The following is a 25,668-nucleotide window of genomic DNA, read 5'->3' on the forward strand; positions in this document are numbered from 1 at the left end:
GAGAATAAAAATGCTATGAAAGAAAATTTACTACACTTTGTGTGGAAACTTAAAATGTTTACCACTAAAAAAAAAATATTGTCTACAAAAGGCGATTTAATTGAAATTATTTCGGCAGGTACAGAGAATTTAAATTCAGGGCCAGATTTTTTTAACAGTAAAATAAAAATAGCAAATCAACTTTGGGTTGGTAATGTTGAAATTCATGTAAAATCGTCTAATTGGTACGAACATAATCATCAAGAAGATGAGCGTTACAATTCAATTATTTTACATGTTGTTTGGGAACACGATGTTGAGGTTTTTAGAAATACTAATGAAAATATTGTAACATTAGAACTTAAAAACTTTATTTCTCCAGTTGTATTAGCTCAGTATAATAAGTTGTTTTTGCAACCTAAAAAATGGATTAATTGCGAAAATGAAATTGAAAATATAGATAGTTTTGTTTTAAATCATTTTTTTGAACAATTATACTTTGAGCGTTTAGAGCAAAAATCTAGTTTAATTAGCCAAAAATTAAAAAACTCAAATTATAATTGGGAAACTGTATTTTTTAGTTTTTTGTCTAAAGCTTTTGGTTTAAAAGTAAATGGAGATTCATTTTATAATTTTTCGAACTCATTCGATTTTTCACTAGTGCGCAAAACAGGATCAAATTTATTTCAGTTAGAAGCCTTATTTTTTGGACAAGCAGGTTTATTGGAGAATGAATATGAAAGTACTTATTATAATTCACTTAAAAGTGAATATAACTATTTAAAAAGCAAATTTAAAACTACTTCAATAAATAAAAATGAAATTCAATTTTTTAGGTTACGCCCCAATAACTTTCCAACAATACGATTATCTCAGTTGGCAACTTTGTATCATAAACATCAAAATTTGTTTTCTAAAATTATAGAAATAAATTCATTAGATGGTTTTTATAAGTTGTTTGAAGTTACTACAACGGAGTACTGGGAAACACATTATACGTTTGAAACTACTTCAAAAAAAAATGTAAAAAAAATAACTAAGGCATTTGTAGATTTGTTATTAATAAATGTAATAATACCTTTTAAGTTTTTGTATTTGCAACAGCAAGGTAAAACGGATTATGCAGAAATAATGAAACTTATTGAAGCTATAAAACCAGAAAAGAATAGTATTATTTCAAACTTTGACTCCTTAAAAATTAAATCGACAAACGCTTTTGAAACCCAAGCATTGTTGCAGCTTAAAAATGAATATTGTAGTAAGTTAAAATGTTTAAACTGTGCTGTTGGTAAAACTTTATTGACTAGTTAATTGTTTGGGTACCATTTTCTAATTCTAACTTCAATATTTTGGTTTTCGGTATTTACCAACTCTTTAAATTTATTAACATCGCTAAAATTACCTTTACCTCTGTAATGGTATGGGTATACAATTTTTGGTTGAAATTCTAAAACAGCCTCTGCAGCTTGATTGATATCCATTGTGTATGGTAAATTCATACAAACAAAAGCAACATCAATATCTACAAGAGTTCTCATTTCAACAATATCTTCGGTATCTCCAGAAATGTAAATTCGCTTATCATCAATATTTAAAACATAGCCATTACCTCTGCCTTTTGGATGTTTAGAAGTTGCTTCTTCAGGTAAATTATACATTGGTATAGCTTGTACAAACATATCTAAACGATGCACACCTTGTCCGTTGTTTAGAATTGTAGTTTTTGAAAGGTATTTTTCTGGAAGTTGCATTGATACTTCTAACGGTACTATAAAAATAGCGTTAGAAGTGTCAATAGCTTCTATAGTTTTTAAGTCTAAATGATCTGGGTGAATATCTGTAATTAGTATTACATCGGGTTTTGTTTCATTTTTATAGAAATCAAAGCCTCCATGTGGATCTACATAAATTGTTTTATTATTATAAGTTAACACAAAACTACTATGTGTAATAGGTTTAATCTCAATTTGCCCATTTGCAGTTTTTAAAACGTCTTTGTTTGCAGTTTGAGCAAAACTTATTTGTGTTGCAATAAATAATAATGCAAATTGTGTAAAAATATATTTCATGTTAAAATTTTCTATAGTTATTATAGTTAATAACCAATAGCGTGCCAATTTTTAGAATTTGAGTTTTAATACTAATTGTTTTCAAAATAATTTTTAACCCAAGCTACTATTTGCTTGTCCGAAATTTGACCAGAATCGTGTATTCCAACAATTTTTTGTCCAAGTAATATATTTTGATCTAGTTCTCTTTTTAATTCCGTTTTCATTTTAGAAGGGCCAAATATTACCAATGCATCACATTTATGAATATATTTAAACAAGCCTCTAATAAAATTATGAGTTTGAAGTTTGCGTCTATTTTGTCTATTTTTTTCGTAGGTTAAATATTGACTACCAAAACGTCCAAACTTTTTAGTTTCACCAGCAATTCTCATTTTTAATTGAATATGAGAATCAATTTTTTTCATTGAGTGTCCTTCTTCAGTTAGTTTTATTAAGACTGCGTGTTTTGTGTCTATCCAAATTCCTAGATTTTGTTTCATAGTAGAAGTTTTATATTGTTAAGTGTTTTGTAGTAAATTTTCTACATAAAGTTACAAAAAAAATAAATTGAATATTGCATAAAAATAAAAAATGCTATAACAATTAAGTTATAGCATTTTTGGTATTGATTGAATTATCTATTAAAAGCAATATTTGTTTTCGGCAATTAGCTTTTCGGCAATAACTTTTCTTAACGCAATAGGGTTAGGGTTGTTTACATATTTTGTAAAACGTTTTAATCCCATAAGCATCATTCGTTGCTCATCTCCTTCAGCAAAATATAAAATGGCTTCTTTACCAAAACTATTTGTTGTTTCAATAGCATTGAATAAATTTAATTTAGCCATTGCAATTTGGCATTCAGCTTCTTTTTTTGAAGTAGATTTTACTAATTTTTCAGCTTTAAGTATTGCAGATTCAGCCATGTAAATCTCAATCATAATTTCAGCAGCAGCTAAAATTAATTGTTGATGTTTATCTAGATCCATTCCAAAAGTTTGAACCGCTTTACCAGCAACCATTAAAAATGCCTTTTTTAATTTGTCTAGCATTACTTTTTCTTCTGATAGTACTTCAGAAAAATCTGGAGTGTCAAAAGATGGTATTCCCATTAAGCTACTTCCAACTTCCATTGCAGGTGTCATAACATCAATTTGGCCTTTCATTGCTTTTTTAAGCAACATTCCAACAGTTAGTAATCTATTTATTTCATTGGTTCCTTCGTAAATTCTTGTAATACGAGCATCTCTCCAAGCACTTTCCATAGGAGTGTCTTTAGAGAATCCCATTCCTCCAAAAATTTGAATTCCTTCGTCTGATACAAATTGAGATACTTCAGAAGCATATACCTTTATAATAGCACATTCAATTGCATACTCTTGAAAAGCAGCTAATTCTGCTTCTTGATGCGATTTTCCTTCAGCTAAAAGGCCATCCACCATATTTTGAATGTCTTTAGCAGCTCTATAACAAGCAGCGTCTATTGTAAAAGTTTTAGTACACATATCTGCATACTTTTTTTGAATAGCTCCAAAGTTAGAAATGGCAGTTTTAAATTGCTTACGCTCGTTACCATATTGAACTGAATTAGTAATAATACGTCTACTAGCATCTAAACAAGCAGCACCTAATTTAATACGTCCAACATTTAAAGAGTTCATGGCAATTTTAAAACCTTTAGCTCTTTCAGAAAGCATATTTTCAACAGGAATTAACGTGTTTTCAAAAAATACTTGTCGAGTAGAAGATGAGGTAATACCTAATTTATGTTCCTCTTCACCTAAAGTAACACCATTCGGATTTTCTTTGTCATAATCTAAAATAAATGCTGTAATTTTTTTATCATCTTCTATACGAGCAAAAACTATAAAAACTTCAGCAAAACCTGCGTTTGAAATCCACATTTTTTGACCGTTAATTTTATAATGTTTTCCGTCTTCTGTTAATTCAGCAGTAGTTTTTCCTGAGTTGGCATCACTACCAGCTCCAGGCTCAGTTAAACAATAAGCTCCAAATTTTTCGCCTGAAGTTAACCAAGGTAAATATTTGTTTTTTTGATCTTCAGTACCATATAAGAAAATTGGCATTGTTCCAATTCCTGTATGTGCACCAAAAGCAGTTCCAAGCGATCCGGTAGCAGATGAAATATAATCTGTTACCAACATTGTTGAAACAAACCCCATTCCAATTCCTCCATATTTTTCAGGAATTGAAACACCTAAAAATCCCATTTCTCCAGCTTTACGCATTACTTCTTCAGTTAGTGCATAATCTTTTCCTTCGAAACGTTCTTTATGAGGCCAAACTTCACGGTCTATAAATTCTACAACCGCTTCTTTCATCATATTTTGTTCTTCATTAAATTCTTCAGATATAAATATATCTTCAGCTTTAATTTCTTTTATTAGGAATTCTCCTCCTTTAATATTTGCCATTTTTATTTTTTAGATTTGAGAAAATAGATTAAAGAATAAAGACAAAGTTTTAGTTTGTTTTTAAAACATTTTGAAAACCCATAGTCATTTTTTGAAATTCTTCAATTTTACTTTCTAATGTTGTTAATATTGGTTTAGTTATATACTTTCTGTGGTGAGCCACTAGTAATTGTGTTCCTAGTTCAAATGAAGAACCAAGAGAGATATCTAAGAAATGAGAAAAAGATTTATTTGTTCTTGCAGAACCTTCAGCAATATTGCTTGGTATTGAAATAGAACATCTACTTAATTGAGAACTTAAATCGTACATTTCGTGTTTAGGAAAGTCAAGTAAAACATCAGAGATGTCATTTGAAATTTCTAATCCTAATTGCCAAATTTTTAGGTTCTTATAATTATGTCTAGTTCTATTATTCATTAATCTCTGAAAATCTCTTTTCTCTTTTCTTTTTTCTGAATTCTATTTTAATAATTCATAAACACCTGCTGCACCTTGTCCTGCACCAACACACATAGTAACAATACCATATTTGTTTTTTCTTCGGCGCATTTCATTTAATAATTGTACAGTTAGTTTTGCTCCTGTACATCCAAGAGGATGACCTAATGCAATAGCTCCACCATTTACATTTACAATGTCTGGGTTTAGATCTAACTCTCTCATTACGGCTAATGATTGCGATGCAAAAGCTTCATTTAATTCAAATAAATCAATGTCGCTTAATTTCATATTAGCTTGTTGTAATACTTTTGGAACAGCTTTTACAGGACCAATTCCCATAATTCTAGGTTCAACACCTACTGCAGCAAATGAAACCATACGAGCAATTGGTTCAAGGTTTAATTCTTTAACCATTTCTTCGCTCATAACTAATAAAAAGGCTGCTCCATCACTCATTTGAGATGAGTTACCAGCAGTAACACTTCCTCCTTGAGCAAATACAGGTCTTAGCTTAGCTAGCGCTTCTAATGAAGTTCCTTTTCTAGGACCTTCATCTGAAGTTACCGTATAATTTTTAGTTTGTTTTTTACTGTTTTCATCTAAAAAGATGCTTTCCACAGTAATAGGAGCTATATCTTCGTCGAATTTGTTTTCTGCTTGAGCTTTTAAAGCTTTCATATGCGAATTAAATGCAAAAGCATCTTGGTCTTCACGAGAAACTTTAAATTGTTCAGCAACGGCTTCAGCAGTTAAACCCATTCCCCAATAATAATCTTCATTACCTTCTTTGGCCGATTTATAATTTGGAACTGGACGATAACCTCCCATTGGAATATAACTCATACTTTCTACACCACCGGCAATAATACAATCTGCCATTCCAGATTGAATTTTAGCAACTGCTATACTTACGGTTTCTAATCCCGATGCACAATATCTGTTTACAGTCATACCTGGAACGTCTTCAATTTTTAATCCCATTAATGAAATTAAACGACCTACATTTAAACCTTGTTCCGCTTCAGGCATTGCGTTTCCTACAATTACATCGTCAATACGTTTTTTATCTAATTGTGGTATATCTTTTAATAAATGTTCAATAGTTTCTGCAGCAAGTTCGTCAGGTCTTTTAAACCTAAATACTCCTTTTGGAGCCTTTCCAACTGCTGTTCTATATCCTTGTACTATATATGCTGTTTTCATTTTATTTAGCTATTAGATTTGAGTATTGAGATTTGAGATATTATTAAGTCTCTTTTGAAATGAATAATTCATTTTTTGAACTTCAATAATTAAAGATAAAACAGGTTGAATTTTTTCCTTTTGAATTAAATTTAATTCTACTGTTAAAGTTAATTGGGTATGAAGTTCATAAGATGAACCATTTGCTATACTCAAAAAATGTTTAAATTCTTTATTTGAATTTCTTCCAGCACCTTCTGCAATATTTGAAGGTATTGAGATAGAACTTCGTTTAATTTGAGAAATTAAACCGTATTTTTCATCAGAAGGAAGATCAGATACAACTTTGTAAACTAATTTTGTTAGTTGCATTGATTTTTGCCAAATTTTTAAGTCTTCAACTTTATGCATAACTTCTAATTACTCAATACTGAATTCTCAATTCTCATTACTAATTACGTAACGGTTTACCAGTTTTTAACATATGCTCAATACGTTCTAATGTTTTACGCTCTGCACATAAACTCATAAAAGCTTCACGCTCTAGATCTAATAAATATTGCTCTGAAACAAAAGTAGGTTCAGACAAATCTCCACCTGCCATTACATAACCTAATTTATTAGCTATTTTTTGATCGTGTTCTGAAGCATATTTTCCATTCACCAAACTATCAGTTCCAACTAAGAACATACCTAAAGCTTGTTGGCCATAAACTTGAACTTTTTTATTTGCAGGTTGTGTATAACCATCTTCTAATAGTTGAATTGCATGGCGTTTTGCCGTAGCAATTTGACGATCTTTATTAACTACAACTAAATCTTTATGTTTTTTGAAAAAACCTAAATCATAAGCTTCGTGAGCAGATGTGGCAACTTTAGCCATTGCAACATTTATAAAGTAATCACGAAGTTTATTTAATTTTACATCATCTTTTAAAACTCCTTCAGAAGCTCTAATAGCCATTTCTTTTGAACCAGCTCCACCAGGAATTATTCCAACTCCAAATTCAACCAATCCAATATAAGTTTCTGCAGCAGCAATTACTTTATCGGCGTGTAAACTTAATTCACAACCACCACCAAAAGTGTAACCGTGTGGCGCAACAATTGTTGGGCAAGAAGAATAGCGTAATCGCATTACGGTATCTTGGAAATATTTTACAGAGAAATTTAACTCGTCATATTCTTGTTCAACAGCCATCATAAATACCATTGCTAAATTGGCACCAACAGTAAAATGCTCTGCTTGGTTTCCTAAAATTACAGCTTCGTATTCAGTTTCGGCTAAATCAATACCTTTATTTATTGCTTGTAAAACTTCGCCTCCGAGTGTATTCATTTTAGATTGGAATTCTACATTTAAAACTCCGTCTCCTAAATGTTGAATAGATGCTCCTGAATTAGACCAAATAGTTTTTGCTTCTCTAATATTATCTAGAATTATAAAGCTATCTTGGCCTGGTATTTTAACTTGTTCTTTTGAAGGAACATCATAAAAATACTTAGCGCCATCGCAAACAGTGTAGAATTTTTTATTTCCAGCAGCCACCATTTCAGTAACCCAAGAAGCAACAGGAATGTTTTCAGCTTGCATTAATTCAATACCTTTTTCAACTCCAATAGCATCCCAAATTTCAAAAGGTCCGTGTTGCCATCCAAAACCAGCTTTCATAGCATCATCTAAACGGTACAATTCATCAGAAATTTCTGGGATTCTATTTTGAACATAGCCAAACATTGCGGCAAAATTCTTTCTGTAGAACTCTCCAGCTTTATCTTTACCTTTTACAAGTATTTTAAAACGGTCAATAACTTTATCAACAGATTTAGTTAATTCTAAGGTTGCGAATTTTGCTTTTTTACTAGGGCTATATTCTAGCGTGTCTAGATTTAATGAGTGAATTGATTTTTTACCACCTTCAACAACTTTTTTGTAAAAACCTTGTTTGGTTTTACTTCCAAGCCATTTGTTTTCCATCATTGTATCAATAAAATCAGGCAGTTTAAATAGCTCGTGGGCTTCGTCTTCAGGGCAGTTTTTATATATTCCGTTTGCTACGTGTACTAATGTGTCTAAACCAACAACATCTACTGTTCTAAATGTTGCAGATTTTGGGCGTCCAATAACCGGACCAGTTAATTTATCTACTTCTTCAACAGTTAAACCTAATTCTTTAACTTGGTGAAAAAGACTCATAATTCCAAAAATTCCTATTCTGTTACCAATAAAAGCAGGGGTGTCTTTTGCTAGTACCGAAGTTTTTCCTAAGAATTTTTCACCATAATTCATTAAAAAGTCTGTGACTTCTTGTTTACAATTTGGTCCTGGAACTACTTCAAATAATTTTAAATAACGAGGAGGATTAAAGAAATGTGTAACAGCAAAATGTTGTTGAAAATCTTCGCTTCTTCCTTCATTCATAAATTGAATAGGAATACCAGAAGTGTTTGAAGTAATTAAAGTACCCGGTTTACGGTGTTTTTCAATTTTTTCAAAAACCTGTTGTTTAATGTCTAGACGTTCAACAACAACTTCCATAATCCAATCCACATCTTTTATTTTGTGAATGTCGTCTTCTAGATTTCCTGTTGAAATTCTTTTAGCAAACTTTTGGTTGTAAATAGGTGATGGCTTTGATTTTAACGATTTTGTTAGACTATCGTTAACCATTCTATTTCTAACCACTTTATCCTTAAGTGTTAGTCCTTTTGCTTTCTCTTTATCGTTCAGTTCAAACGGAACAATATCGAGTAACAAAACTTCTACACCTATGTTTGCAAAATGACACGCAATACCTGATCCCATAATACCGGAACCAATTACTGCAACTTTTTTAATTGGTCGTTTCATTGTGTAATTTTTAGTTAGATGTTTATTTGTTAAATATTTTTTTATTGTTAATTAAGGTGTTTATGGTTTGTGTTACTTCAAAAAAATGTTTAATTTTTTCTTCTGAAATATGTTTACGAACAGTTTGGTTAAATTGTATAACGTGTTCTTTAGAAATTTTACGTTTCTCTAATCCGTAAGGAGTTAATTTTATTAAAACGCCTCTTCCATCTTCTGGGTTTCGCTCTCTGTAAATAGCACCTTTTTCTTCCATACTTTTTAAAATTCTAGAAAGACTTGTAGGTTCCATTCCCATCTGTGGACCTAATGAAGTAGAAGGAGTTCCATTTTCTTTGTCTATATTTAACAACACAAATGCCATGGCCATTGTACTTTCGTATTTGCCGGCTTGTTCATTGTACATTTTAGCAACTGTTTGCCAAGTTGCTCTAAGTGTGTGATCTATAGTTAATTCTTTTTGCATTTTCCAAATATATAAAAAAATGTTATGCACGCATAATAAAATTAAAAAAAATCAAAATATGAATCCCTTATGTTTGGAAAACTTAAAAAAAATAGATAAGTTTAAGAAACTAATTATAAAGCAAAAACATTATGACAAAAAGGGAGTTGATAGGAAAAATTATTATTCAGGAAAATATTGATACAGTTGATGCTAACAAAATTGATAAGACTTTTGTAATTAATGTGCCTGATCCTTACAAGTCTTATTATACTAGATTTACAGATGTTGAAAAACCAACATCAATAATATTTGTAACTAAGCAACCAAACTCCTTTGAAAAAATTCTTCGTGTAACTCAAAAAATTAATAAAGAACATAATTTAGATATTACAGGAGCTAAATGCGAAGTTAAAATAGGATCTAGAAAACTTTCGGGTGTACGTGTAAAAGGTATTAATAGGTATACCGAAATTATAGCAATTCAAGAACATTATAAAAATGAAGGTTTTGAATTTGCAAAAAGTGAAAAGTTTAAAGACACAGATTCTATAATTAGAATTAATCGTTTTTTTAATATTGAAGAATTAGATGAAGGTATTTATAAATCTCATCTAGAAGATAATACTTATTATGTACAAGTGCCAAAGTTTATGAATTGGGACGATTTTAGAAAATATACGTTTGATATTAAAAATAATATAACAGATAGAAATTACGATATTGCCAAAGGTATTTTGTACGATAAAGGTGGTATTATTGAAATGCTACGTATTGTAAAACCTAAAGCTACTGTCGAGTTTTTGAAAACAATTCAACAGAAATACATAGATAAACTTCAATAAAATTTAGAATAGATTAACAAATTTTTAATAAAATAAGGCTACTTTCGTTTGTTGATAAAAAAAGGCCACATGGAAAATGTATTAAAAGTTGAAAATGTAAGTAAAACCTATGGGAAATTTACAGCATTAAACAACGTTTCTATTTCTGTTCCAAAAGGAAGTGTATTTGGGCTACTAGGTCCAAATGGAGCAGGAAAAACTTCATTAATTAGAATTATAAATCAGATTACTTTACCCGATTCTGGTAAAATTTATTTAGACAAGGAAGAGTTAAAGCCAGAACACGTGCATCAAATAGGTTATTTGCCAGAAGAGCGTGGTTTATATAAAAGTATGAAGGTTGGTGAGCAAGCTTTGTATCTAGCTCAGTTAAAGGGAATGTCTAAAAGCGATGCTAAGAAAAAATTAGATTATTGGTTTGAGAAATTTAATATTTCTAGTTGGTGGGATAAAAAAATTCAAGAACTTTCTAAAGGTATGGCGCAAAAAGTGCAATTTATTGTTACTGTTATGCATCAACCAAAATTATTAATTTTTGATGAACCGTTTAGTGGTTTCGATCCAATTAATGCCAATTTAATTAAAGATGAAATTCTAAAATTAAGAGATGAAGGTGCAAGTATTATTTTTTCTACACATAGAATGGAATCTGTTGAAGAAATGTGCGAACATATTGCTTTAATTAATAAATCTAATAAAATATTAGATGGAAAATTAAGTGATATTAAATCTCAGTTTAAAGAAAATAAATTTGAGGTAGGACTTCAATGCGAAAATAAAATTGAACTTTTTAATGAAATTAAAGAAAAATTTGAGGTTGAAAAAACTGATGCAGAAAGCGATATAGACTTAAGAATGTTAGTAACATTGAGCGCAAATGACACTTCAACAAATTTGATTAAATTTTTAAACAGTAAAGCCCAAATAAATCATTTTACTGAAATAATTCCGAATGCTAACGATATATTTTTAAAAGCTGTTGCCAATAATGAATAAATTAAAATTAATTATAAAACGAGAGTTTTTAGCAAAAGTTAAAAATAAGTCATTTATTATAATGACAATTTTAAGCCCTTTATTAATGGTTGGTTTAATCATGCTAATTGTATTTTTAAATCAAAAAAATAGCGAAGAAATTAGAACAGTTGCTTATGTAGACGAAAGTGGAATGTTGGCTTCTGTTTTTGAAAATTCAGAGCATACTAAATATTTAAATATTACTGAACTTGGTTTGGAAGAAGCCAAAAATAAAACAAACGAGTTTTATTATGGTTTAATTTATATTCCCAAAGCTGAAAATTTAAACAACCTTTCAGAAGGAATTTCTTTTTATTCAGCCGATTCTCCAAGTTTAGGGTTGTTAAGTAGTATTGAAGGTAGACTAGAAAAGAAAATTCAAAATTTAAAGTTAGAAGAATTAAATTTCGATTTAGAAAAGTTGAAAACTACAGAAACTAGAGTAGATTTTAATACAGAAAATTTTACAGGAGAAAAATCTTCTAAAATTGGGAGCGTTTTAAAAATGGCTGCAGGTGGTGGTTTTGGTTATCTAATTTTTATGTTTATAATTATTTATGGTACATCAGTAATGCGAAGTGTTATTGAAGAAAAAACAAGTAGAATAATAGAGGTTATAATTTCTTCGGTTAAACCATTTCAATTAATGTTAGGTAAAATATTTGGTAACGCTTTAGCTGGTGTTTTACAGTTTATTATCTGGATGATTTCGGCAGGAGCATTATTAACTGTAGTTACTTTAATTTTTGGCCCAGAAGCTACAGATATGTCGGGAGCACAAGGAGTTGGAATGACTTCTGAAATGGTTGGGCAAGTGCAGCAAACAGCAAGTAATGATTTACAATTAGTGTTACTTGAAATGAAAAATTTACCAATTATGACTATGTTTTTTTCATTTATAATTTACTTTATTGGTGGTTACTTAATATATAGCTCAATATATGCAGCAATTGGTGCAGCTGTAGATAGCGAAACAGACACGCAACAATTTATGATGCCTGTGCTAATGCCTTTAATGATTGCTATTTATGTTGGTTTTTCAGTAATAGAAAATCCTCACGGGCCAATTGCAGTTGGTTTTTCAATATTTCCATTAACATCTCCAATAGTTATGTTAATGCGTATTCCGTTTGGTGTACCTTGGTGGCAATTATTAATTTCAATAGTATTATTAGTTGTAACTTTTATTGGAATTGTATGGTTTGCAGCAAAAATTTATAGAGTTGGTATTTTAATGTATGGTAAAAAACCTACTTATAAAGAATTGTATAAATGGTTAAAATATTAGCAGTTGGAAACAATTAAAAGCATATTAAATTTCTCTTTTAGCTTTAGTGATAAGGTTCATATTTCGGTAAAAACAATACTTGTTTTAATAGTTACTATTATAATAACCAATATTATTTTGAAATTAATTAGGCGTTTAGTAAATAAACGTTTAGCCGAAGAAGATAAAGGTAAATTTAGTAGTGTTTTTTCTTTTTTAAAGTATTTTGTTTATATTTTAGTTTTTATAATTACTCTTCAATCGTCTGGTATTGAGGTAAGTGTATTGCTTGCTGGTTCAGCTGCTTTGTTAGTTGGTCTTGGTTTAGGGCTTCAAACATTATTTCAAGATATAATTTCAGGAATTTTTATTTTTATAGATAAAGCACTTCGTGTAAATGATATAATTGAAATTGATGGTAAAGTTGGCAGAGTTTTTGAAATAAAACTGAGAACAACAAGAGCGGTAACTGTTGATGATAGAGTATTAGTAATTCCAAATCATAAGTTTTTAACGCATAGTTTATATAATTGGACTCAAAATGGAAAAAAAACAACTGAGTCTATAGATATTGGGGTAGCTTATGGCTCTGATGTTGAAAAAGTAAAAGAAATATTGATTGAAGTAGCAAAAAATCATCCGCAGGTTTTAAAATTTAAAAAACCAGATGTATTGTTTATGGATTTTGGTGATAGTGCACTAATATTTAGATTACTTTTTACAGTAAATAATAGCTTTTTACAATTAAAAATAAAAAGTGATTTGCGTTTCGAAATAGACAAAAAATTTAGAGAAAACAATATTACAATACCATTTCCGCAGAGAGATGTACATATGTATAAAAAAATAGAGTAAAGGTTTATTAGTAAATGAAGAATGTTTTTGAAAACTAATAACCAACAACTAAAAATTAACAACTAGCAATGAGTAAAATATTAATTATTGAAGATGAGGCTGCAATTCGCAGAGTATTAAAAAAAATAATTTCAGAAGAAAATGATGCATACCAAGTAGAAGAAGCTGAAGATGGTTTGGTGGGTATTGAAATGATTTCTAAAACAGATTTTGATTTGGTTTTATGCGATATTAAAATGCCAAAAATGGATGGTGTTGAGGTGTTAGAAAAAGTTAAAAAAATAAAGCCTGAAATTCCAATGGTAATGATTTCTGGCCATGGAGATTTAGATACGGCTGTAAACACAATGCGTTTGGGTGCTTTTGACTATATTTCTAAACCTCCAGATTTAAATAGGCTTTTAAATACCGTTAGAATTGCTTTGGATAGAACCGCTTTAGTTGTAGAAAACAAAGCCTTAAAGAAAAAAGTAAGTAAGAAATACGAAATGATTGGTGATAGTGAAGGCATTTCTCATATTAAAAATATGATTGAGAAAGTTGCGCCAACAGATGCTCGTGTTTTAATTACAGGGCCAAATGGTACTGGTAAAGAGTTAGTTGCACACTGGTTACACGAAAAAAGCGAAAGAGTAAAAGCACCAATGGTTGAGGTTAATTGCGCTGCTATTCCTTCGGAATTAATTGAAAGTGAGTTGTTTGGGCACGTAAAAGGTTCTTTTACTGGAGCAAATAAAGACAGGGCAGGTAAATTTGAAGCAGCTAATAAGGGAACTATTTTTTTAGATGAAATAGGAGATATGAGTCTTTCTGCTCAAGCAAAAGTTTTAAGGGCATTACAAGAAAATAGAATTTCTAGAGTTGGAAGCGATAAGGATATTAAGGTAGATGTAAGAGTAGTAGCGGCAACAAATAAAGATTTAAAAAAAGGAAATTGCCGAAGGAAGATTTAGAGAGGATTTATACCATAGGTTAGCCGTTATTTTAATTAAAGTTCCGGCATTAAATGAAAGAAGAGATGATATTCCGTTATTAATTAACTTTTTTGCAAGTCAAATAGCTAAAGAGCAAGGTACAGCTGAAAAAACATTTTCAGAAAAGGCTATTAAATTGTTGCAAGAATACGATTGGACAGGTAATATACGTGAATTAAGAAATGTTGTAGAGCGTTTAATTATCTTAGGAGAGCAAGAAGTATCGGAAAACGATATAAAACTATTTGCAAGTAAATAATATTGAATAATATTAAAAAAGACCTCTCATTCGAGGGGCTTTTTTGTTTAAATAAAAAAAGAAATGAAAAATTATAAAGTAACATCACAAATAAAGTTGAGCGATATAAGTACAAAAGAGGTTTTTGATGATGCAGAAAAAAAGCTTAAAAAAGTAAGAAAAAAATTAGCTAAAATTCAAGATACCATGTATGCCGAAGGTAAATACGCAGCATTAATTTGTTTGCAAGGAATGGATACTGCAGGTAAGGATAGTTTAATTCGTGAGGTTTTTAAAGAAGTAAATGCGCGTGGTGTTGTTGTACATAGTTTTAAAGTGCCAACAGAATTAGAAAAAAGTCATAATTATTTATGGAGGCATTATATTGCGTTACCTGCAAAAGGAAAGTTGGGTGTTTTTAATAGAACTCATTATGAAAACGTATTGGTAACACGCGTACATCCTGAATATGTTTTTGGAGAGAATATTCCTTCAGTAAAAAGTTTAGACGATTTAAATGATGATTTTTACCATAAGAGAATGGAAGAAATTAATGCTTTTGAAAAACAAATTGAAGCCAACGGAACTATAATTTTAAAATTCTTTTTAAACCTTTCTAAAGAAGAACAAAAAAATAGGTTATTGAGAAGATTGCGTTTAAAAGAAAAGAATTGGAAATTTTCACCAGGAGATTTAAAAGAGCGCAAACTATGGGATAAGTATCAGTTTTGTTATGAAGATCTACTAAATAAAACATCTACAGATTATGCACCTTGGTATATTATACCTGCAGATGATAAACCTACAGCTCGTTTAATTGTAGCTAAAACTATTTTAAAAACTTTAGAGCAGTTTAATTTTGAAGAACCAGAGTTGCCAAAAAAATATCAGGTAGAAATAGAAAACTATAAATCTCAGCTTGAAAACGAGGCTTAAAACACATATTTCAAGTAATAAACTATTGTTAAAAAGTTTTAAAAAAGCTATGGTTTATTGCTAAAATGGTAAATTACAAATTGTATATTTACCTTATAATAAATACATAAATTCGATGGAATTAAAATTAGAAAAACCAATTATATTTTTTGATCTAGAAACAACAGGAATCAATATTGCGAAAGATCGAATTGTAGAAATTTCAATATTAAAAGTTTCACCAGATGGAACAGAAGAAACTAAAACCTGGTTGGTAAATCCAGAAATGGAAATACCAAAAGAAGCATCAGATATACACGGTATAACAAATGAAAAAGTTGTAACCGAAAAAACATTTAATGAGTTAGCTCCAGAAGTTAGTAAAATAATTGAAGGATGTGATTTAGCTGGTTTTAACTCAAATAGATTTGATATTCCTTTACTTGCTGAAGAAATGTTAAGAGCAGAAGTAGAGTTTAATATGATTGATAGAGTAGCGGTAGATGTTCAAGTAATTTTTCATAAAAAAGAAGAACGTACTTTAAGTGCTGGTTATAAGTTTTATTGCGATAAAAATTTAGACAATGCGCACTCTGCCGAGGCTGATACTAAAGCAACTTACGAGATTTTAAAAGCTCAATTAGATAAATACGAAGATTTAGAAAATAACATTGAGTTTTTAAACAAATTTTCTACGCATAATAGAAGAGCAGATTTTGCTGGTTTTATTCAGTATGATGAAGATGATAACGAAATTTTCACCTTCGGAAAATATAAAGGACAACAAGTAAAAGAAATTTTAAAGAAAGATAAAGGTTATTTTTCTTGGATACAAAACGCAGATTTTCCATTGTACACAAAACAAGTTTTAAAAGAAATTAGAGAAAAAGTATTTCCTCCAAAAACTGAAAGTACATTGGCAGATTTACAAAGTAAATTCAACCAAAAACTTTAAATATGTTAGTTAATTTTGATAGCCTAGACGATACTTCTAGAGTTTGGATATACCAATCTTCTAAAAGTTTTTCAAATGAAGAGATTGAGATAATTAATTCGAAAACAGAAGATTTTATAGAAAATTGGACACGACACGGAGATGACTTAAAAGCATCTTATAGAGTTGTTTACAATCAATTTATAGTTTTAGCTGTAGACGAAAAATTTAATGATGTTTCTGGCTGTTCAATAGATGCTTCAGTAAATTTAATTAAACAATTAGAAAAAGAATTTAATACCAATTTAACTGATAAACTAAACATTTCATTTAAAGTAGGAGAAGCTATTAATATTGTTAAACTTGCTGATTTTCAGAAATATGCAAAAGATGGTAAAATAACTTCAAACACAATTGTATTTAATAATTTGGTGAACACCAAAGCCGATTTTGATAAAAATTGGGAGGTAACAGCTGATAAAAGTTGGCATAAGAGATTTTTGGTACAATAATTTCATTACAAAGTTAAGCACACTTAATTAAATGATAAAAAAAATACTATTCATAGTTATACTAATAAACTGTGCATTATCTAATGCGCAAAGTGTTAATCCATTACAAACTAAAGATTCTTTAGCACAAGTAAAATGGGTTGATACCTTGATGAAACATATGACCGTTGAAGAAAAAATTGGTCAATTATTTATGGTTGCTGCTTATTCTAATAAAGATGCTGCACATAAACAGTTTATAACAAACTTGGTAGAAAAATATCATATTGGTGCACTTATCTTTTTTCAAGACAATCCAGTAAAACAAGCTGAATTAACTAATTATTATCAATCAATTTCTAAAGTTCCAATGTTAATTGGTATTGATGGCGAATGGGGTTTAAATATGCGTTTGAAAAACACATATCGTTATCCTTGGAATATGACACTAGGAGCAATTAGAGACGATAAATTAATTGAACAATTTGGAAAAAGTGTAGGAGAGCATTGTAACCGTTTAGGTATTCATATGAATTTTGCACCGGTTGTAGATGTAAATACAAACCCAGATAATCCAATAATTGGTAACCGTTCTTTTGGTGAAAACCATATAAATGTGGCAGATAAATCGGTTGCATTTACAAAAGGTTTACAAAGTACAAATGTGTTGGCAAGTGCAAAGCATTTTCCAGGTCACGGAGATACTGCAACGGACTCGCACCATACATTGCCAGTAGTAGATTTTACTGAAAAACGAATAGATTCTATTGAATTATATCCATATAAAAAGAATTTTGAAGCAGGTTTGGCAGGTGTTATGGTTGCGCATTTAAGCGTGCCTAGTTTAGAACCTTCAGCTGATTTGCCTTCATCTTTATCAAAAAAAATAGTAACCGGTTTACTAAAAGAAAAATTAGGTTTTAAAGGCTTAATAATAACAGATGCTATGAATATGAAAGCATCTGCTAATTTTGCTTCTTCACAAGAAATTAATTTAGCGGCTATTTTAGCAGGTAATGATTTGTTAGACGTACCTTTAAATATACCTGAAACTGTTACTAGGTTTAAAGAAGCTATAGAAATTGGAGAGTTAACGGAAGAACGTTTGGATGAATCTGTTAGAAAAATATTGCAAACAAAATATTGGGCTGGTTTAAATAACTATAAACCAATTGAATTAGCAAATTTAAAAAGCGATTTAAACAAAGTAGAAAACGAATTATTGCATAGAAAATTGGTTGAAAACTCTATAACATTAGTTAAAAATGATGAGTTAGTATTTCCGATTCAAAATTTAGATAAAAAGAAAATTGCGTATGTAAAATTAGGTGATGATTCTGGTTCTCATTTTGTTAAAATGTTGAAAAACTATACTAGAGTTGATGTTGTTTCAGATAAAAATTTAGATAAGCTTGTTGAAAAACTAAAGAAATATAATTTAGTAATTGTTGGTTATCATAAATCTAATGTAAATCCTTGGAAAAGCTATAAGTTTAAAAACGAAGAGTTAGTTTGGTTGCAAGAAATTGCTAGAACAAACACCGTAATTTTAGATGCATTTGCTAGCCCGTATAGTTTATTGCAGTTAAAAACATTTCAAAATATAGAAGGTTTACTAATGTCTTACCAGAACAGTAAATTATCTCAAGAAATTTCTGCTCAAATGATTTTTGGAGCACTAGAAACAAAAGGCAAATTACCCGTAGCAATTAAAAATGTATTTTCTGAAGGACACGGTTTAATGTCAACTTCATTAAAAAGATTAGGGTATGCTATTCCTGAAGAAGTTGGTTTAAGTAGCGAAAAATTGAAGCGAGTAGATAGCTTGGCAAAGGTTGTAGTAAAAAAGAAAATGGCTCCTGGTTTACAAGTGCTAATCGCAAGAAAAGGAAAGGTAGTTTACAATAAAAGTTTTGGATATTTTACTGATGAAAAAAAGCAAAAAGTAGACAACTCAAAACTGTATGATGTAGCTTCTATGACAAAAATTTTAGCTTCGTTACCATTAATTATGGAGCTCGAAGAACAAAAAGAGCTAACGTTAGAAACTACTTTAGGAGAATTAATGCCAAAAGTAAAGAATTCAAATAAAGATACATTAACTGTAAAAGAGGTTTTATCGCATTATGGCCGTTTAAAAGCTTGGATTCCTTTTTATTTTAAAACCTTAGATAGTGTTACTAAAAAACCTTCTGATAAATATTATAGAGAAAAATGGTCTAAAGATTTCAGCTTAAAAGTTGCTAATAAATTATATTTAAGAACTGATTATAAAGACTCTATTATAGATAGAATTATAACTGCAGATCAACGTTCTAAAGTAGGTTATAAGTATAGCGATTTATCGTATTATTTATTTAAAGATTATATAGAAAATCACTATAAGAAAGATATGAATGTGCTAACTCAAGAGCATTTCTATAAATCTTTAGGTGCAGATAGAACAAGTTATTTGCCTTTAAAAAAGTATTATAAAAGTAGTATTGTACCTACAGAAAAAGATGATTATTACCGTAATCAATTAGTGCAAGGTTATGTGCACGATATGGGTGCAGGTATGCAAGGCGGAATAGGTGGTCACGCTGGTTTATTTACCAATGCTAATGATGTGGCTAAAATAATGCAAATGTACTTGCAAAAAGGCTATTATGGTGGTAAAAACTACTTTAAATCAAGTACAATAGATAAGTTTAACCATAGATATTATGCTTTTGATAAAGTACGAAAAGGTGTTGGGTTTGATAAACCTCAATTAAAAGAGAAAGAAAAGGCTACTTGCGGTTGCGTGTCTGATAAAAGTTTTGGGCATAGTGGTTTTACAGGTACTTATACTTGGGCAGATCCAGAATCGGAAATTGTGTATGTGTTTTTATCTAATCGGGTTTTTCCAACTATGGATAATACAGGATTGGTAAAATATAATGTTCGTACAGATATTCAACAGTTTATTCAAGATGCTCTAATCGAGTAGGCTTCATTGTTTTTGCTGAAATAAACCCTAACAAAATTGTAATTGCTAAATAAATTAAGGCAATTTTACCATTAAAAAAATAGCCGATAATTCCTGTTTGAATTAAATAAAAGATAGGAAATAATGTTGCTATTAAAGCAAATCTAAATGTATTGGTAAAAATAACTTCTTTAATTCCACCTTTTAATTTTTTCCATATTAATAACGGAATAATACTATTCAATTTTGCTAACCAATGAAAAGGTGCAAACCAATTGATTTCAGTTATTTTCTTTTTTGGTTTAAGCTTCTTTTTTTTAAGCTTTTTAAGTAACTTATTTGCTTTTTTAGGCTCTAAATAATTTACACCAACATTTTCTAATTGTAGTATTGTTTCTTTGTAATTATCTTCGCATTCAATGTGAAGTGTTAATTCTTTCATTGAATTTGAAACCACTTTTAAAATTTCAGAAAAAGACATGTCTGGATTTTCAGTATCAAAGTATTTATTGGTTTCAATTGGTTTTCCGTAGTGTAAATGACAACTGGCAGGGTAACCCAATCTAGTATCGTAATTTAGGCCAACAGGTATAATTTGTATGTTTAATTCAGGTTGTTCTTTAAGTGTAGCTAATAATATTCTAGCAAACCCTTTTTTTAATGGAATTATTCTTCTTTCTAAGTGGTGTTCTCCTTCAGCAAAAATTTCAACAGCTCCATTGTTTTTTAGAATAGTTACACATTTTTTAAAAACATCAAAGTTTTTGGTCATATTACGCAATCCATCACGTAATCTATATGCAGGTAACATGTTTAAAGAGCTTAATATTTTAGCAACTGTTTTGTTTCTGAATGCACCAGCACGAGATAAAAAATGAGTTTTTCTATTGTTATAAGCAGGAATTAGAAGTGCGTCGATTAAAGCATTTTGATGATTGCCAATAAATAATACTGCACCTTTTTTGGGAATGTTTTCTTTGCCAAAAACTTTCACTTTTTTCATTGTAAAAAACAACGCTGTTTTTACATAATACTTCATAAAGTAATACCAAATATGTCTAATCATATCTTAACTTTTTTTTGCCCAGAAACTTGCTAAAGCTAGTCCTGAAAATATATCCCAAATAGCCCAAAAGGCAACTAATAAAGCCATTCCACCCAATCCATCAAAAAAACTAAACACCAATAAAAGTCCTAACCCAGCATTTTGAATTCCTGTTTCTATGGCTAATGTTTTTTGTTCTCGATAACCTAGTTTTACAATTTTAGCTGAAAAATAACCAGTTAAAATAGCGAGAACATTATGTGCTATAACTAAAATTAACACGTAATGTATATAGTTTATAAAAATTGTAAGATTGTTGTAAAAAGCAACAATTATAAAAATTATAAATATTCCTAGAGAAAAAGGTTTTAGAACTTTAGCAGTTTTTTGTGCTAAAGCAGGCCTCTTTTGTCTAAGCCACATTCCTAAAATTAAAGGAACTCCTAAAATAAGTGTTACTAGTTTTACTAATTTATAAGGGTCTAATTCAACTCTATTTAAAATTTCTGCAGTTGGCTCATATAAATTTCCATAAAATTGAAGGTTAAAAGGTGTCATAACCAAACATACAATAGTTGCAAAAGCTGTTAAGCTAACGGATAAGGCCGCATTACCTTTAGCCATTTGCGTCATAAAGTTAGAAATGTTACCTCCTGGACAAGCAGCAACCAACATCATACCTAAAGCAATACTAGGCATTGGGTTTATTATTTTAATAAATATAAAGGTTACAAACGGTAAAAGAATAAATTGTGCAGTAATACCAGTAATTAATATTTTCGGATTTTTAAACAGGCGTTTAAAATCATCTATGGTAATTCCTAAGGCAACTCCAAACATTATTATTGCAAGAATTACATTAACAATCCAAAGGCCATCTTCACCAAAATTTATTTTTAGGTTATCTAAGTTTTCTGTCATACTAGTTTTTAAAAGCGTATTCAATAATGTTACTACCCATTTTTAATGCTTTTTCTCTAGTTTCATAGCTGTTATTATGTACTTCTTCATCTTCCCAACCATCGCTTAAATCACTTTCATAATCGTAATAACAAACTAAGCGACCTTTATAGAATAAACCAAAACCTTGCGCAGGTTTTTTATCGTGTTCGTGAATTTTTGGTAGGCCATTGTTAAATTTAAAATGTTGATTGTATATAGGGTGATTTATTGGTATTTCTTGAAAGTTTTCATTGGGAAAAACACGTTTCATTTCTCGTCTAATAAATTTATCTAAACCATAATTGTCTGAAATATGTAAAAAACCACCAGCAGTTAAATAGTTTTTAAGGTTTTCAATATCATCTTCAGAAAAAAGAATATTTCCGTGCCCAGTTAAAAACACAATAGGGTAATTAAATAAATCTAAGCTTCCAACTTCAACCGTTTCTGGATTTTTTTTAATTGAAGTATGTATAGTTTCATTACAAAATTCAATAAGATTAGGAACTGCAGTTGGGTTTGCATACCAATCTCCACCGCCATTATATTTTAATATACCTACTTGTTGAGCTTGTATAACAACCACATTTGTAACTATAAAAAATAGGGTAATAACTATATTTTTAATTGCTTGGAGTTTTATCATTTAATTTTATTGGTTTACAAAAGAAACACTGTGTGTAGCTACAATTCCTGCTGTTTCTGTTCGCAATCGGCTTTCTCCCAAAGATACAGGAATAAATTTATGTTCCAAACTTTGCTTAATTTCTTTGGTAGAGAAGTCTCCTTCAGGTCCAATTAAAATGGTAGTTTTCTGTGCAGCTTTCAATTCGTTTTTTAATAGCTTTTTATCAGATTCTTCGCAATGAGCAATTAATAGATTACCTTCAAAAGATTGATTTATGAATTCTGAATACTTAATAGGTTGGTTTAATTTTGGAAAATGAAATTTCAACGATTGTTTTGCTGCTGAATGTATTATTTTTTCCATTCTTTCAAGTTTTAAAACCTTTCTTTCGGAATGGTCGCAAATAATTGGTGTAATTTCATCAATACCAATTTCTGTGGCTTTTTCTAAAAACCACTCGTATCTATCGTTTAATTTAGTAGGTGCAATGGCAATGTGTAAATAATAATTCCAAGGTTTTGTTTTGGAATCAATATTAATAATTTTAACCAAACATTTTTTATCGTTAGCTATTAATACTTCCGAAGTAAATAAATTTCCTAAACCATTAGTTATAAAAATTTTATCACCTTCAGTTTTTCTTAAAACACGTACAATATGTCGGCTTTCTGTTTTGTCGAAGGTAAATTCTTTAGTATCTTTTTGTATTTCAGAATTGTAAAATAATTGCATTTATATATCTTTTCTATACGTACAACGTTTTTTGTGGTTTACAGGTTCAAAGTTTTTCCAAACAGCAGCAATTTTAGTATTTGTTGCAAGTTCTGGAGTTCTTATACAATTTACAATTCCTCTTTTTTCAAAAGATATTTGGTATTCTAAAAATATAAGTGCGTGTATTCCTTTACCTTGATATTTAGGGTGAACACCGATTAAATAGAAAATTACATCTTTACTTTCCTTTTTAGCTTTTAATAAATGAAAAAGACCAAATGGTAAAAGTTTTCCTTTTGCTTTTTGCAAAGCTCTAGAAAATGAAGGCATTGTAATGGCAAAAGCTACCATATTGTCATCTTTATCAACCACAAATTTTATGTATTCTGGATTGATAAATGAAATGTATTTCTTTTTAAAATATGCTATTTCAATTTGAGAAATTGGCACAAACGATGGTAATTCGGCATACGTAATATTAAACAACTCAAACATTTTGTCTACATAAGGCATAATGTTTTTAGTTTTGGTAAAGTTTAATGACCTTAGTTGGTAACGTTTTTTTAAAATTGTGCTAATACGTTTTAAAGGTACTGGATCTACATTTTTAAAAGGAAATTTATTTTCTAAATATTCCTTTTCTACAGTAAAACCTAAATGCTCAAAATGGTTTTTATAATATGGATGATTGTACCAAGTAATCATAGTGCCAATATGTTCAAAACCATCAGTTAGTACACCAACTTTATCTAGGTTAGAAAATCCAACAGGACCTTCCATAAATTCTAACTTATTAGCAAGTCCAATTTCTTTTACTTTTTCTAAAAGCAATTTAGAAACTTCAAAATCATCAATAAAATCGAACCAACCAAAACGCATTTTTTTTAGTTGCTGTTCATTAATTTCGGTATCATTAATAATAGCGGCAACACGGCCAACAATTTCGTTGTTTTTAACAGCTACAAAAAAGCGTGCAGTAGCGTGTTTAAAAACTGGGTTTTTATCTTTGTTAAACGATTCTAATTCATCGTTTATAATAGGAGGTACCCAATAATTATTGTTTTTATATAATTTAAAAGGAAACTTAACAAAAGCTTTCATTTCCTTTTTTGAAATCATTTCTTTAATTGTAATCATAAACTAAATGTATTCTCTACTAGTGTTTCTTTTTAAACATTCTTTTAAAGAATGATCCTCTTTTTTTACGTTTTCTCTTTTTTGAATAAAGAGGGTTTTTTACGGAACTCTTTCTAATTACTTCGTCAGAATGCCTATCTAATCTCCAAGAAGCTCCAATGGCAGAATATGTAAAAGAATAATCTGCAAAAAAGTTTGTTCTAACTGAAGCGTCTAATTGTAAATTTTTGTTGTATAAATAAGCCAAACCTAAGCCATTATTAATTTTTGGTTTATGTTCTTTTTGATAACGGGTTTGGTTTTCTACAAAAATAGACCATTTACTACTCATAGCATAAGTAGCCGTAATAATATATTTGTAATAATTATTTTTTGAAGTAATATTATCTGCAATTAAGTTGGTAATTACAACAAGTCTATCTGTTAAATCATTTTGAAGTAAAATAGCACCTTTAAAACTTATACCATCAGGATCGTCAAAATCTTTACCTAAAAAATTAGTGTTAACGCCAGCATAAACACCAACACTTGGAATTAAACGTTTTTTATCGTAAGCCATTTTACGTTTCCAGCTTCTAATTTCTTTAGATTTATCCGTATATTTTTGTTGATATATTAAGTATTTAGCACCAATAGTTAATTCGCTTATACCATAAATATTATAATTGTTTCCAAAAGGGTTTTTTACTTCATCATTCTGATAGGCAATTTTGGCGTTTAATTCTAAGTTTTCAAAAAACTTTCCATATCTAAAAAATAGCTCACCACCTATACTTTTAGGTCTAGCTAAAAGTGAAGGGTTATCGCTATCTCTGTAAAATAAACCTGTTTCAAATTGATATACATCTGTACCAACACTGTACGGACTTTCTGAAAAACCAGGTCTTTTTGAGTTGATAATTTCGGTGTATTGCGCAAATGTAATTTGGTAGCAACTAAGTAGCAATACCAATAATAAAACTCTTCTCATAGTATAATATAATAGATTGTCAAATATAAGATTTTAAATAATTAAACGTTTTAGTTAATCGCAAATTGTTATTTTTGAAAATTATTAAAATTATTAGACAATGGGATTGTTAAGAACGATAGCTATTCTTGTTATAATTTATTACGCTTTTAAGTTTTTTAGTAGATATATTGCTCCTATATTCTTAAAAAAAGTAATTTCTAAAGCTGAAAAAAAGTTTAGAGAGCAACAGAATATGCATAATGAAAATGAAACTACAGGTAATGTAGGTGAAACAGTGATAGCAAAAAAAGCGCCTTCAACTAAAGAAAGTAATAAAAGTGTTGGAGATTACGTAGATTACGAAGAAATAAACGATTAATTT

24 protein-coding genes and 1 pseudogene are annotated in these 25,668 nt (G+C 29.6%); 11 read left to right on the forward strand and 14 right to left on the reverse strand.

The genetic code is table 11. The features are described from left to right. The first annotated feature begins 15 nt into the window (after positions 1-15). Positions 16-1,290 carry a DUF2851 family protein gene (locus BLU40_RS11710; RefSeq protein WP_090123662.1) on the forward strand — a complete coding sequence of 425 codons (1,275 nt, stop codon included), beginning with the start codon at positions 16-18 and terminating at the stop codon, positions 1,288-1,290. On the opposite strand, the gene BLU40_RS11715 is transcribed toward BLU40_RS11710, so the two are convergent. The 8 genes from BLU40_RS11715 to BLU40_RS11750 all read right to left on the reverse strand — a co-directional run bounded on the left by BLU40_RS11715 (position 1,287) and on the right by BLU40_RS11750 (position 9,403). Beyond that, positions 1,287-2,048, reverse strand: coding sequence for an MBL fold metallo-hydrolase (locus BLU40_RS11715; RefSeq protein WP_090123960.1), 762 nt, complete (start codon positions 2,046-2,048; stop codon positions 1,287-1,289). The two genes, BLU40_RS11710 and BLU40_RS11715, sit on opposite strands and share 4 nt — an antisense overlap. A gap of 71 nt (positions 2,049-2,119) precedes the next feature. Continuing rightward, positions 2,120-2,530 (reverse strand): hypothetical protein, encoded by a 411-nt coding sequence (locus BLU40_RS11720; protein ID WP_090123666.1) that lies wholly within the window; start codon positions 2,528-2,530, stop codon positions 2,120-2,122. A gap of 141 nt (positions 2,531-2,671) precedes the next feature. After that, positions 2,672-4,465: an acyl-CoA dehydrogenase family protein gene (locus BLU40_RS11725; protein WP_090123668.1), complete on the reverse strand. Its 1,794-nt coding sequence runs from the start codon at positions 4,463-4,465 to the stop codon at positions 2,672-2,674. A 49-nt stretch (positions 4,466-4,514) separates the two neighbouring features. Further along, positions 4,515-4,883 carry a four helix bundle protein gene (locus BLU40_RS11730; protein WP_090123670.1) on the reverse strand — a complete coding sequence of 123 codons (369 nt, stop codon included), beginning with the start codon at positions 4,881-4,883 and terminating at the stop codon, positions 4,515-4,517. A gap of 42 nt (positions 4,884-4,925) precedes the next feature. After that, the gene (locus tag BLU40_RS11735) at positions 4,926-6,110 is read right to left on the reverse strand and encodes a thiolase family protein (protein ID WP_090123672.1); all 1,185 of its coding nucleotides are present in this window, start codon (positions 6,108-6,110) and stop codon (positions 4,926-4,928) included. Positions 6,111-6,122: 12 nt separating this feature from the next. Beyond that, a complete protein-coding gene (locus BLU40_RS11740) occupies positions 6,123-6,500 on the reverse strand; it encodes a four helix bundle protein (protein WP_090123675.1) in 378 nt (125 codons plus the stop codon). Between the two features lie 40 nt (positions 6,501-6,540). Beyond that, a complete protein-coding gene (locus BLU40_RS11745; protein WP_090123679.1) occupies positions 6,541-8,940 on the reverse strand; it encodes a 3-hydroxyacyl-CoA dehydrogenase/enoyl-CoA hydratase family protein in 2,400 nt (799 codons plus the stop codon). A gap of 22 nt (positions 8,941-8,962) precedes the next feature. Next, positions 8,963-9,403 (reverse strand): MarR family winged helix-turn-helix transcriptional regulator, encoded by a 441-nt coding sequence (locus BLU40_RS11750; RefSeq protein WP_090123683.1) that lies wholly within the window; start codon positions 9,401-9,403, stop codon positions 8,963-8,965. Between the two features lie 131 nt (positions 9,404-9,534). Here BLU40_RS11750 and BLU40_RS11755 point away from each other — a divergent pair, with 131 nt between their 5' ends. From BLU40_RS11755 to BLU40_RS11795, 9 genes and pseudogenes are all read left to right on the forward strand, one after another. Then, positions 9,535-10,227, forward strand: a complete 693-nt coding sequence (locus tag BLU40_RS11755; protein ID WP_139170956.1) for an SdiA-regulated/phytase-like domain-containing protein — start codon at positions 9,535-9,537, stop codon at positions 10,225-10,227. Between the two features lie 69 nt (positions 10,228-10,296). After that, on the forward strand, positions 10,297-11,223 hold the full coding sequence (locus BLU40_RS11760) for an ABC transporter ATP-binding protein (RefSeq protein WP_090123689.1): 927 nt from the start codon (positions 10,297-10,299) through the stop codon (positions 11,221-11,223). After that, a complete protein-coding gene (locus BLU40_RS11765; protein ID WP_090123692.1) occupies positions 11,216-12,532 on the forward strand; it encodes an ABC transporter permease in 1,317 nt (438 codons plus the stop codon). The genes BLU40_RS11760 and BLU40_RS11765 overlap by 8 nt, the downstream gene beginning before the upstream one ends. Positions 12,533-12,535: 3 nt before the next feature. After that, positions 12,536-13,366: a mechanosensitive ion channel family protein gene (locus BLU40_RS11770; protein WP_090123695.1), complete on the forward strand. Its 831-nt coding sequence runs from the start codon at positions 12,536-12,538 to the stop codon at positions 13,364-13,366. A 68-nt stretch (positions 13,367-13,434) separates the two neighbouring features. Then, positions 13,435-14,599 (forward strand): annotated as a pseudogene (locus BLU40_RS11775) (sigma-54-dependent transcriptional regulator). A gap of 63 nt (positions 14,600-14,662) precedes the next feature. Then, positions 14,663-15,514: a PPK2 family polyphosphate kinase gene (locus BLU40_RS11780; protein ID WP_090123697.1), complete on the forward strand. Its 852-nt coding sequence runs from the start codon at positions 14,663-14,665 to the stop codon at positions 15,512-15,514. 115 nt (positions 15,515-15,629) lie between these two features. Beyond that, entirely contained in the window at positions 15,630-16,448 is an 819-nt protein-coding gene (locus tag BLU40_RS11785) for a 3'-5' exonuclease (protein WP_090123700.1), read from the forward strand. A gap of 2 nt (positions 16,449-16,450) precedes the next feature. Further along, positions 16,451-16,939, forward strand: a complete 489-nt coding sequence (locus tag BLU40_RS11790) for an ABC transporter ATPase (protein ID WP_090123703.1) — start codon at positions 16,451-16,453, stop codon at positions 16,937-16,939. 31 nt (positions 16,940-16,970) lie between these two features. Beyond that, a complete protein-coding gene (locus BLU40_RS11795; protein ID WP_090123706.1) occupies positions 16,971-19,889 on the forward strand; it encodes a serine hydrolase domain-containing protein in 2,919 nt (972 codons plus the stop codon). Here BLU40_RS11795 and BLU40_RS11800 read toward each other — a convergent pair. From BLU40_RS11800 to BLU40_RS11825, 6 genes are read right to left on the reverse strand one after another with little or no spacing between them, the layout of a single operon-like run. Beyond that, a complete protein-coding gene (locus tag BLU40_RS11800) occupies positions 19,864-20,934 on the reverse strand; it encodes a 1-acyl-sn-glycerol-3-phosphate acyltransferase (protein ID WP_090123709.1) in 1,071 nt (356 codons plus the stop codon). The two genes, BLU40_RS11795 and BLU40_RS11800, sit on opposite strands and share 26 nt — an antisense overlap. Before the next feature lie 3 nt (positions 20,935-20,937). Then, complete coding sequence (locus tag BLU40_RS11805; RefSeq protein WP_090123711.1) at positions 20,938-21,834, reverse strand: bile acid:sodium symporter family protein; 897 nt, start codon at positions 21,832-21,834, stop codon at positions 20,938-20,940. A gap of 1 nt (position 21,835) precedes the next feature. Next, positions 21,836-22,501, reverse strand: a complete 666-nt coding sequence (locus tag BLU40_RS11810) for a DUF4159 domain-containing protein (RefSeq protein ID WP_090123713.1) — start codon at positions 22,499-22,501, stop codon at positions 21,836-21,838. Positions 22,502-22,507: 6 nt separating this feature from the next. Next, positions 22,508-23,215: a 16S rRNA (uracil(1498)-N(3))-methyltransferase gene (locus BLU40_RS11815; protein WP_090123715.1), complete on the reverse strand. Its 708-nt coding sequence runs from the start codon at positions 23,213-23,215 to the stop codon at positions 22,508-22,510. Further along, positions 23,216-24,334: a GTP cyclohydrolase gene (locus tag BLU40_RS11820; protein ID WP_090123717.1), complete on the reverse strand. Its 1,119-nt coding sequence runs from the start codon at positions 24,332-24,334 to the stop codon at positions 23,216-23,218. Between the two features lie 19 nt (positions 24,335-24,353). Next, a complete protein-coding gene (locus BLU40_RS11825; protein ID WP_090123719.1) occupies positions 24,354-25,304 on the reverse strand; it encodes a transporter in 951 nt (316 codons plus the stop codon). A gap of 100 nt (positions 25,305-25,404) precedes the next feature. Here BLU40_RS11825 and BLU40_RS11830 point away from each other — a divergent pair, with 100 nt between their 5' ends. After that, on the forward strand, positions 25,405-25,665 hold the full coding sequence (locus BLU40_RS11830) for a DUF4834 family protein (protein ID WP_090123722.1): 261 nt from the start codon (positions 25,405-25,407) through the stop codon (positions 25,663-25,665). The last annotated feature ends 3 nt before the right edge of the window (positions 25,666-25,668 follow it).

The sequence above is a fragment of the Lutibacter oricola genome (assembly GCF_900106565.1).
In the GTDB taxonomy this organism is placed as follows: domain Bacteria; phylum Bacteroidota; class Bacteroidia; order Flavobacteriales; family Flavobacteriaceae; genus Lutibacter; species Lutibacter oricola.

What these genes read in the sequence shown, in the direction of transcription:
- BLU40_RS11710 (WP_090123662.1), top strand. Translation starts at nt 16, where the DNA reads ATGAAAGAAAATTTACTACACTTTGTGTGGAAACTTAAAATGTTTACC.
- BLU40_RS11715 (WP_090123960.1), bottom strand. Translation starts at nt 2,048, where the DNA reads ATGAAATATATTTTTACACAATTTGCATTATTATTTATTGCAACACAA.
- BLU40_RS11720 (WP_090123666.1), bottom strand. Translation starts at nt 2,530, where the DNA reads ATGAAACAAAATCTAGGAATTTGGATAGACACAAAACACGCAGTCTTA.
- BLU40_RS11725 (WP_090123668.1), bottom strand. Translation starts at nt 4,465, where the DNA reads ATGGCAAATATTAAAGGAGGAGAATTCCTAATAAAAGAAATTAAAGCT.
- BLU40_RS11730 (WP_090123670.1), bottom strand. Translation starts at nt 4,883, where the DNA reads ATGAATAATAGAACTAGACATAATTATAAGAACCTAAAAATTTGGCAA.
- BLU40_RS11735 (WP_090123672.1), bottom strand. Translation starts at nt 6,110, where the DNA reads ATGAAAACAGCATATATAGTACAAGGATATAGAACAGCAGTTGGAAAG.
- BLU40_RS11740 (WP_090123675.1), bottom strand. Translation starts at nt 6,500, where the DNA reads ATGCATAAAGTTGAAGACTTAAAAATTTGGCAAAAATCAATGCAACTA.
- BLU40_RS11745 (WP_090123679.1), bottom strand. Translation starts at nt 8,940, where the DNA reads ATGAAACGACCAATTAAAAAAGTTGCAGTAATTGGTTCCGGTATTATG.
- BLU40_RS11750 (WP_090123683.1), bottom strand. Translation starts at nt 9,403, where the DNA reads ATGCAAAAAGAATTAACTATAGATCACACACTTAGAGCAACTTGGCAA.
- BLU40_RS11755 (WP_139170956.1), top strand. Translation starts at nt 9,535, where the DNA reads ATGACAAAAAGGGAGTTGATAGGAAAAATTATTATTCAGGAAAATATT.
- BLU40_RS11760 (WP_090123689.1), top strand. Translation starts at nt 10,297, where the DNA reads ATGGAAAATGTATTAAAAGTTGAAAATGTAAGTAAAACCTATGGGAAA.
- BLU40_RS11765 (WP_090123692.1), top strand. Translation starts at nt 11,216, where the DNA reads ATGAATAAATTAAAATTAATTATAAAACGAGAGTTTTTAGCAAAAGTT.
- BLU40_RS11780 (WP_090123697.1), top strand. Translation starts at nt 14,663, where the DNA reads ATGAAAAATTATAAAGTAACATCACAAATAAAGTTGAGCGATATAAGT.
- BLU40_RS11785 (WP_090123700.1), top strand. Translation starts at nt 15,630, where the DNA reads ATGGAATTAAAATTAGAAAAACCAATTATATTTTTTGATCTAGAAACA.
- BLU40_RS11790 (WP_090123703.1), top strand. Translation starts at nt 16,451, where the DNA reads ATGTTAGTTAATTTTGATAGCCTAGACGATACTTCTAGAGTTTGGATA.
- BLU40_RS11795 (WP_090123706.1), top strand. Translation starts at nt 16,971, where the DNA reads ATGATAAAAAAAATACTATTCATAGTTATACTAATAAACTGTGCATTA.
- BLU40_RS11800 (WP_090123709.1), bottom strand. Translation starts at nt 20,934, where the DNA reads ATGATTAGACATATTTGGTATTACTTTATGAAGTATTATGTAAAAACA.
- BLU40_RS11805 (WP_090123711.1), bottom strand. Translation starts at nt 21,834, where the DNA reads ATGACAGAAAACTTAGATAACCTAAAAATAAATTTTGGTGAAGATGGC.
- BLU40_RS11810 (WP_090123713.1), bottom strand. Translation starts at nt 22,501, where the DNA reads ATGATAAAACTCCAAGCAATTAAAAATATAGTTATTACCCTATTTTTT.
- BLU40_RS11815 (WP_090123715.1), bottom strand. Translation starts at nt 23,215, where the DNA reads ATGCAATTATTTTACAATTCTGAAATACAAAAAGATACTAAAGAATTT.
- BLU40_RS11820 (WP_090123717.1), bottom strand. Translation starts at nt 24,334, where the DNA reads ATGATTACAATTAAAGAAATGATTTCAAAAAAGGAAATGAAAGCTTTT.
- BLU40_RS11825 (WP_090123719.1), bottom strand. Translation starts at nt 25,304, where the DNA reads ATGAGAAGAGTTTTATTATTGGTATTGCTACTTAGTTGCTACCAAATT.
- BLU40_RS11830 (WP_090123722.1), top strand. Translation starts at nt 25,405, where the DNA reads ATGGGATTGTTAAGAACGATAGCTATTCTTGTTATAATTTATTACGCT.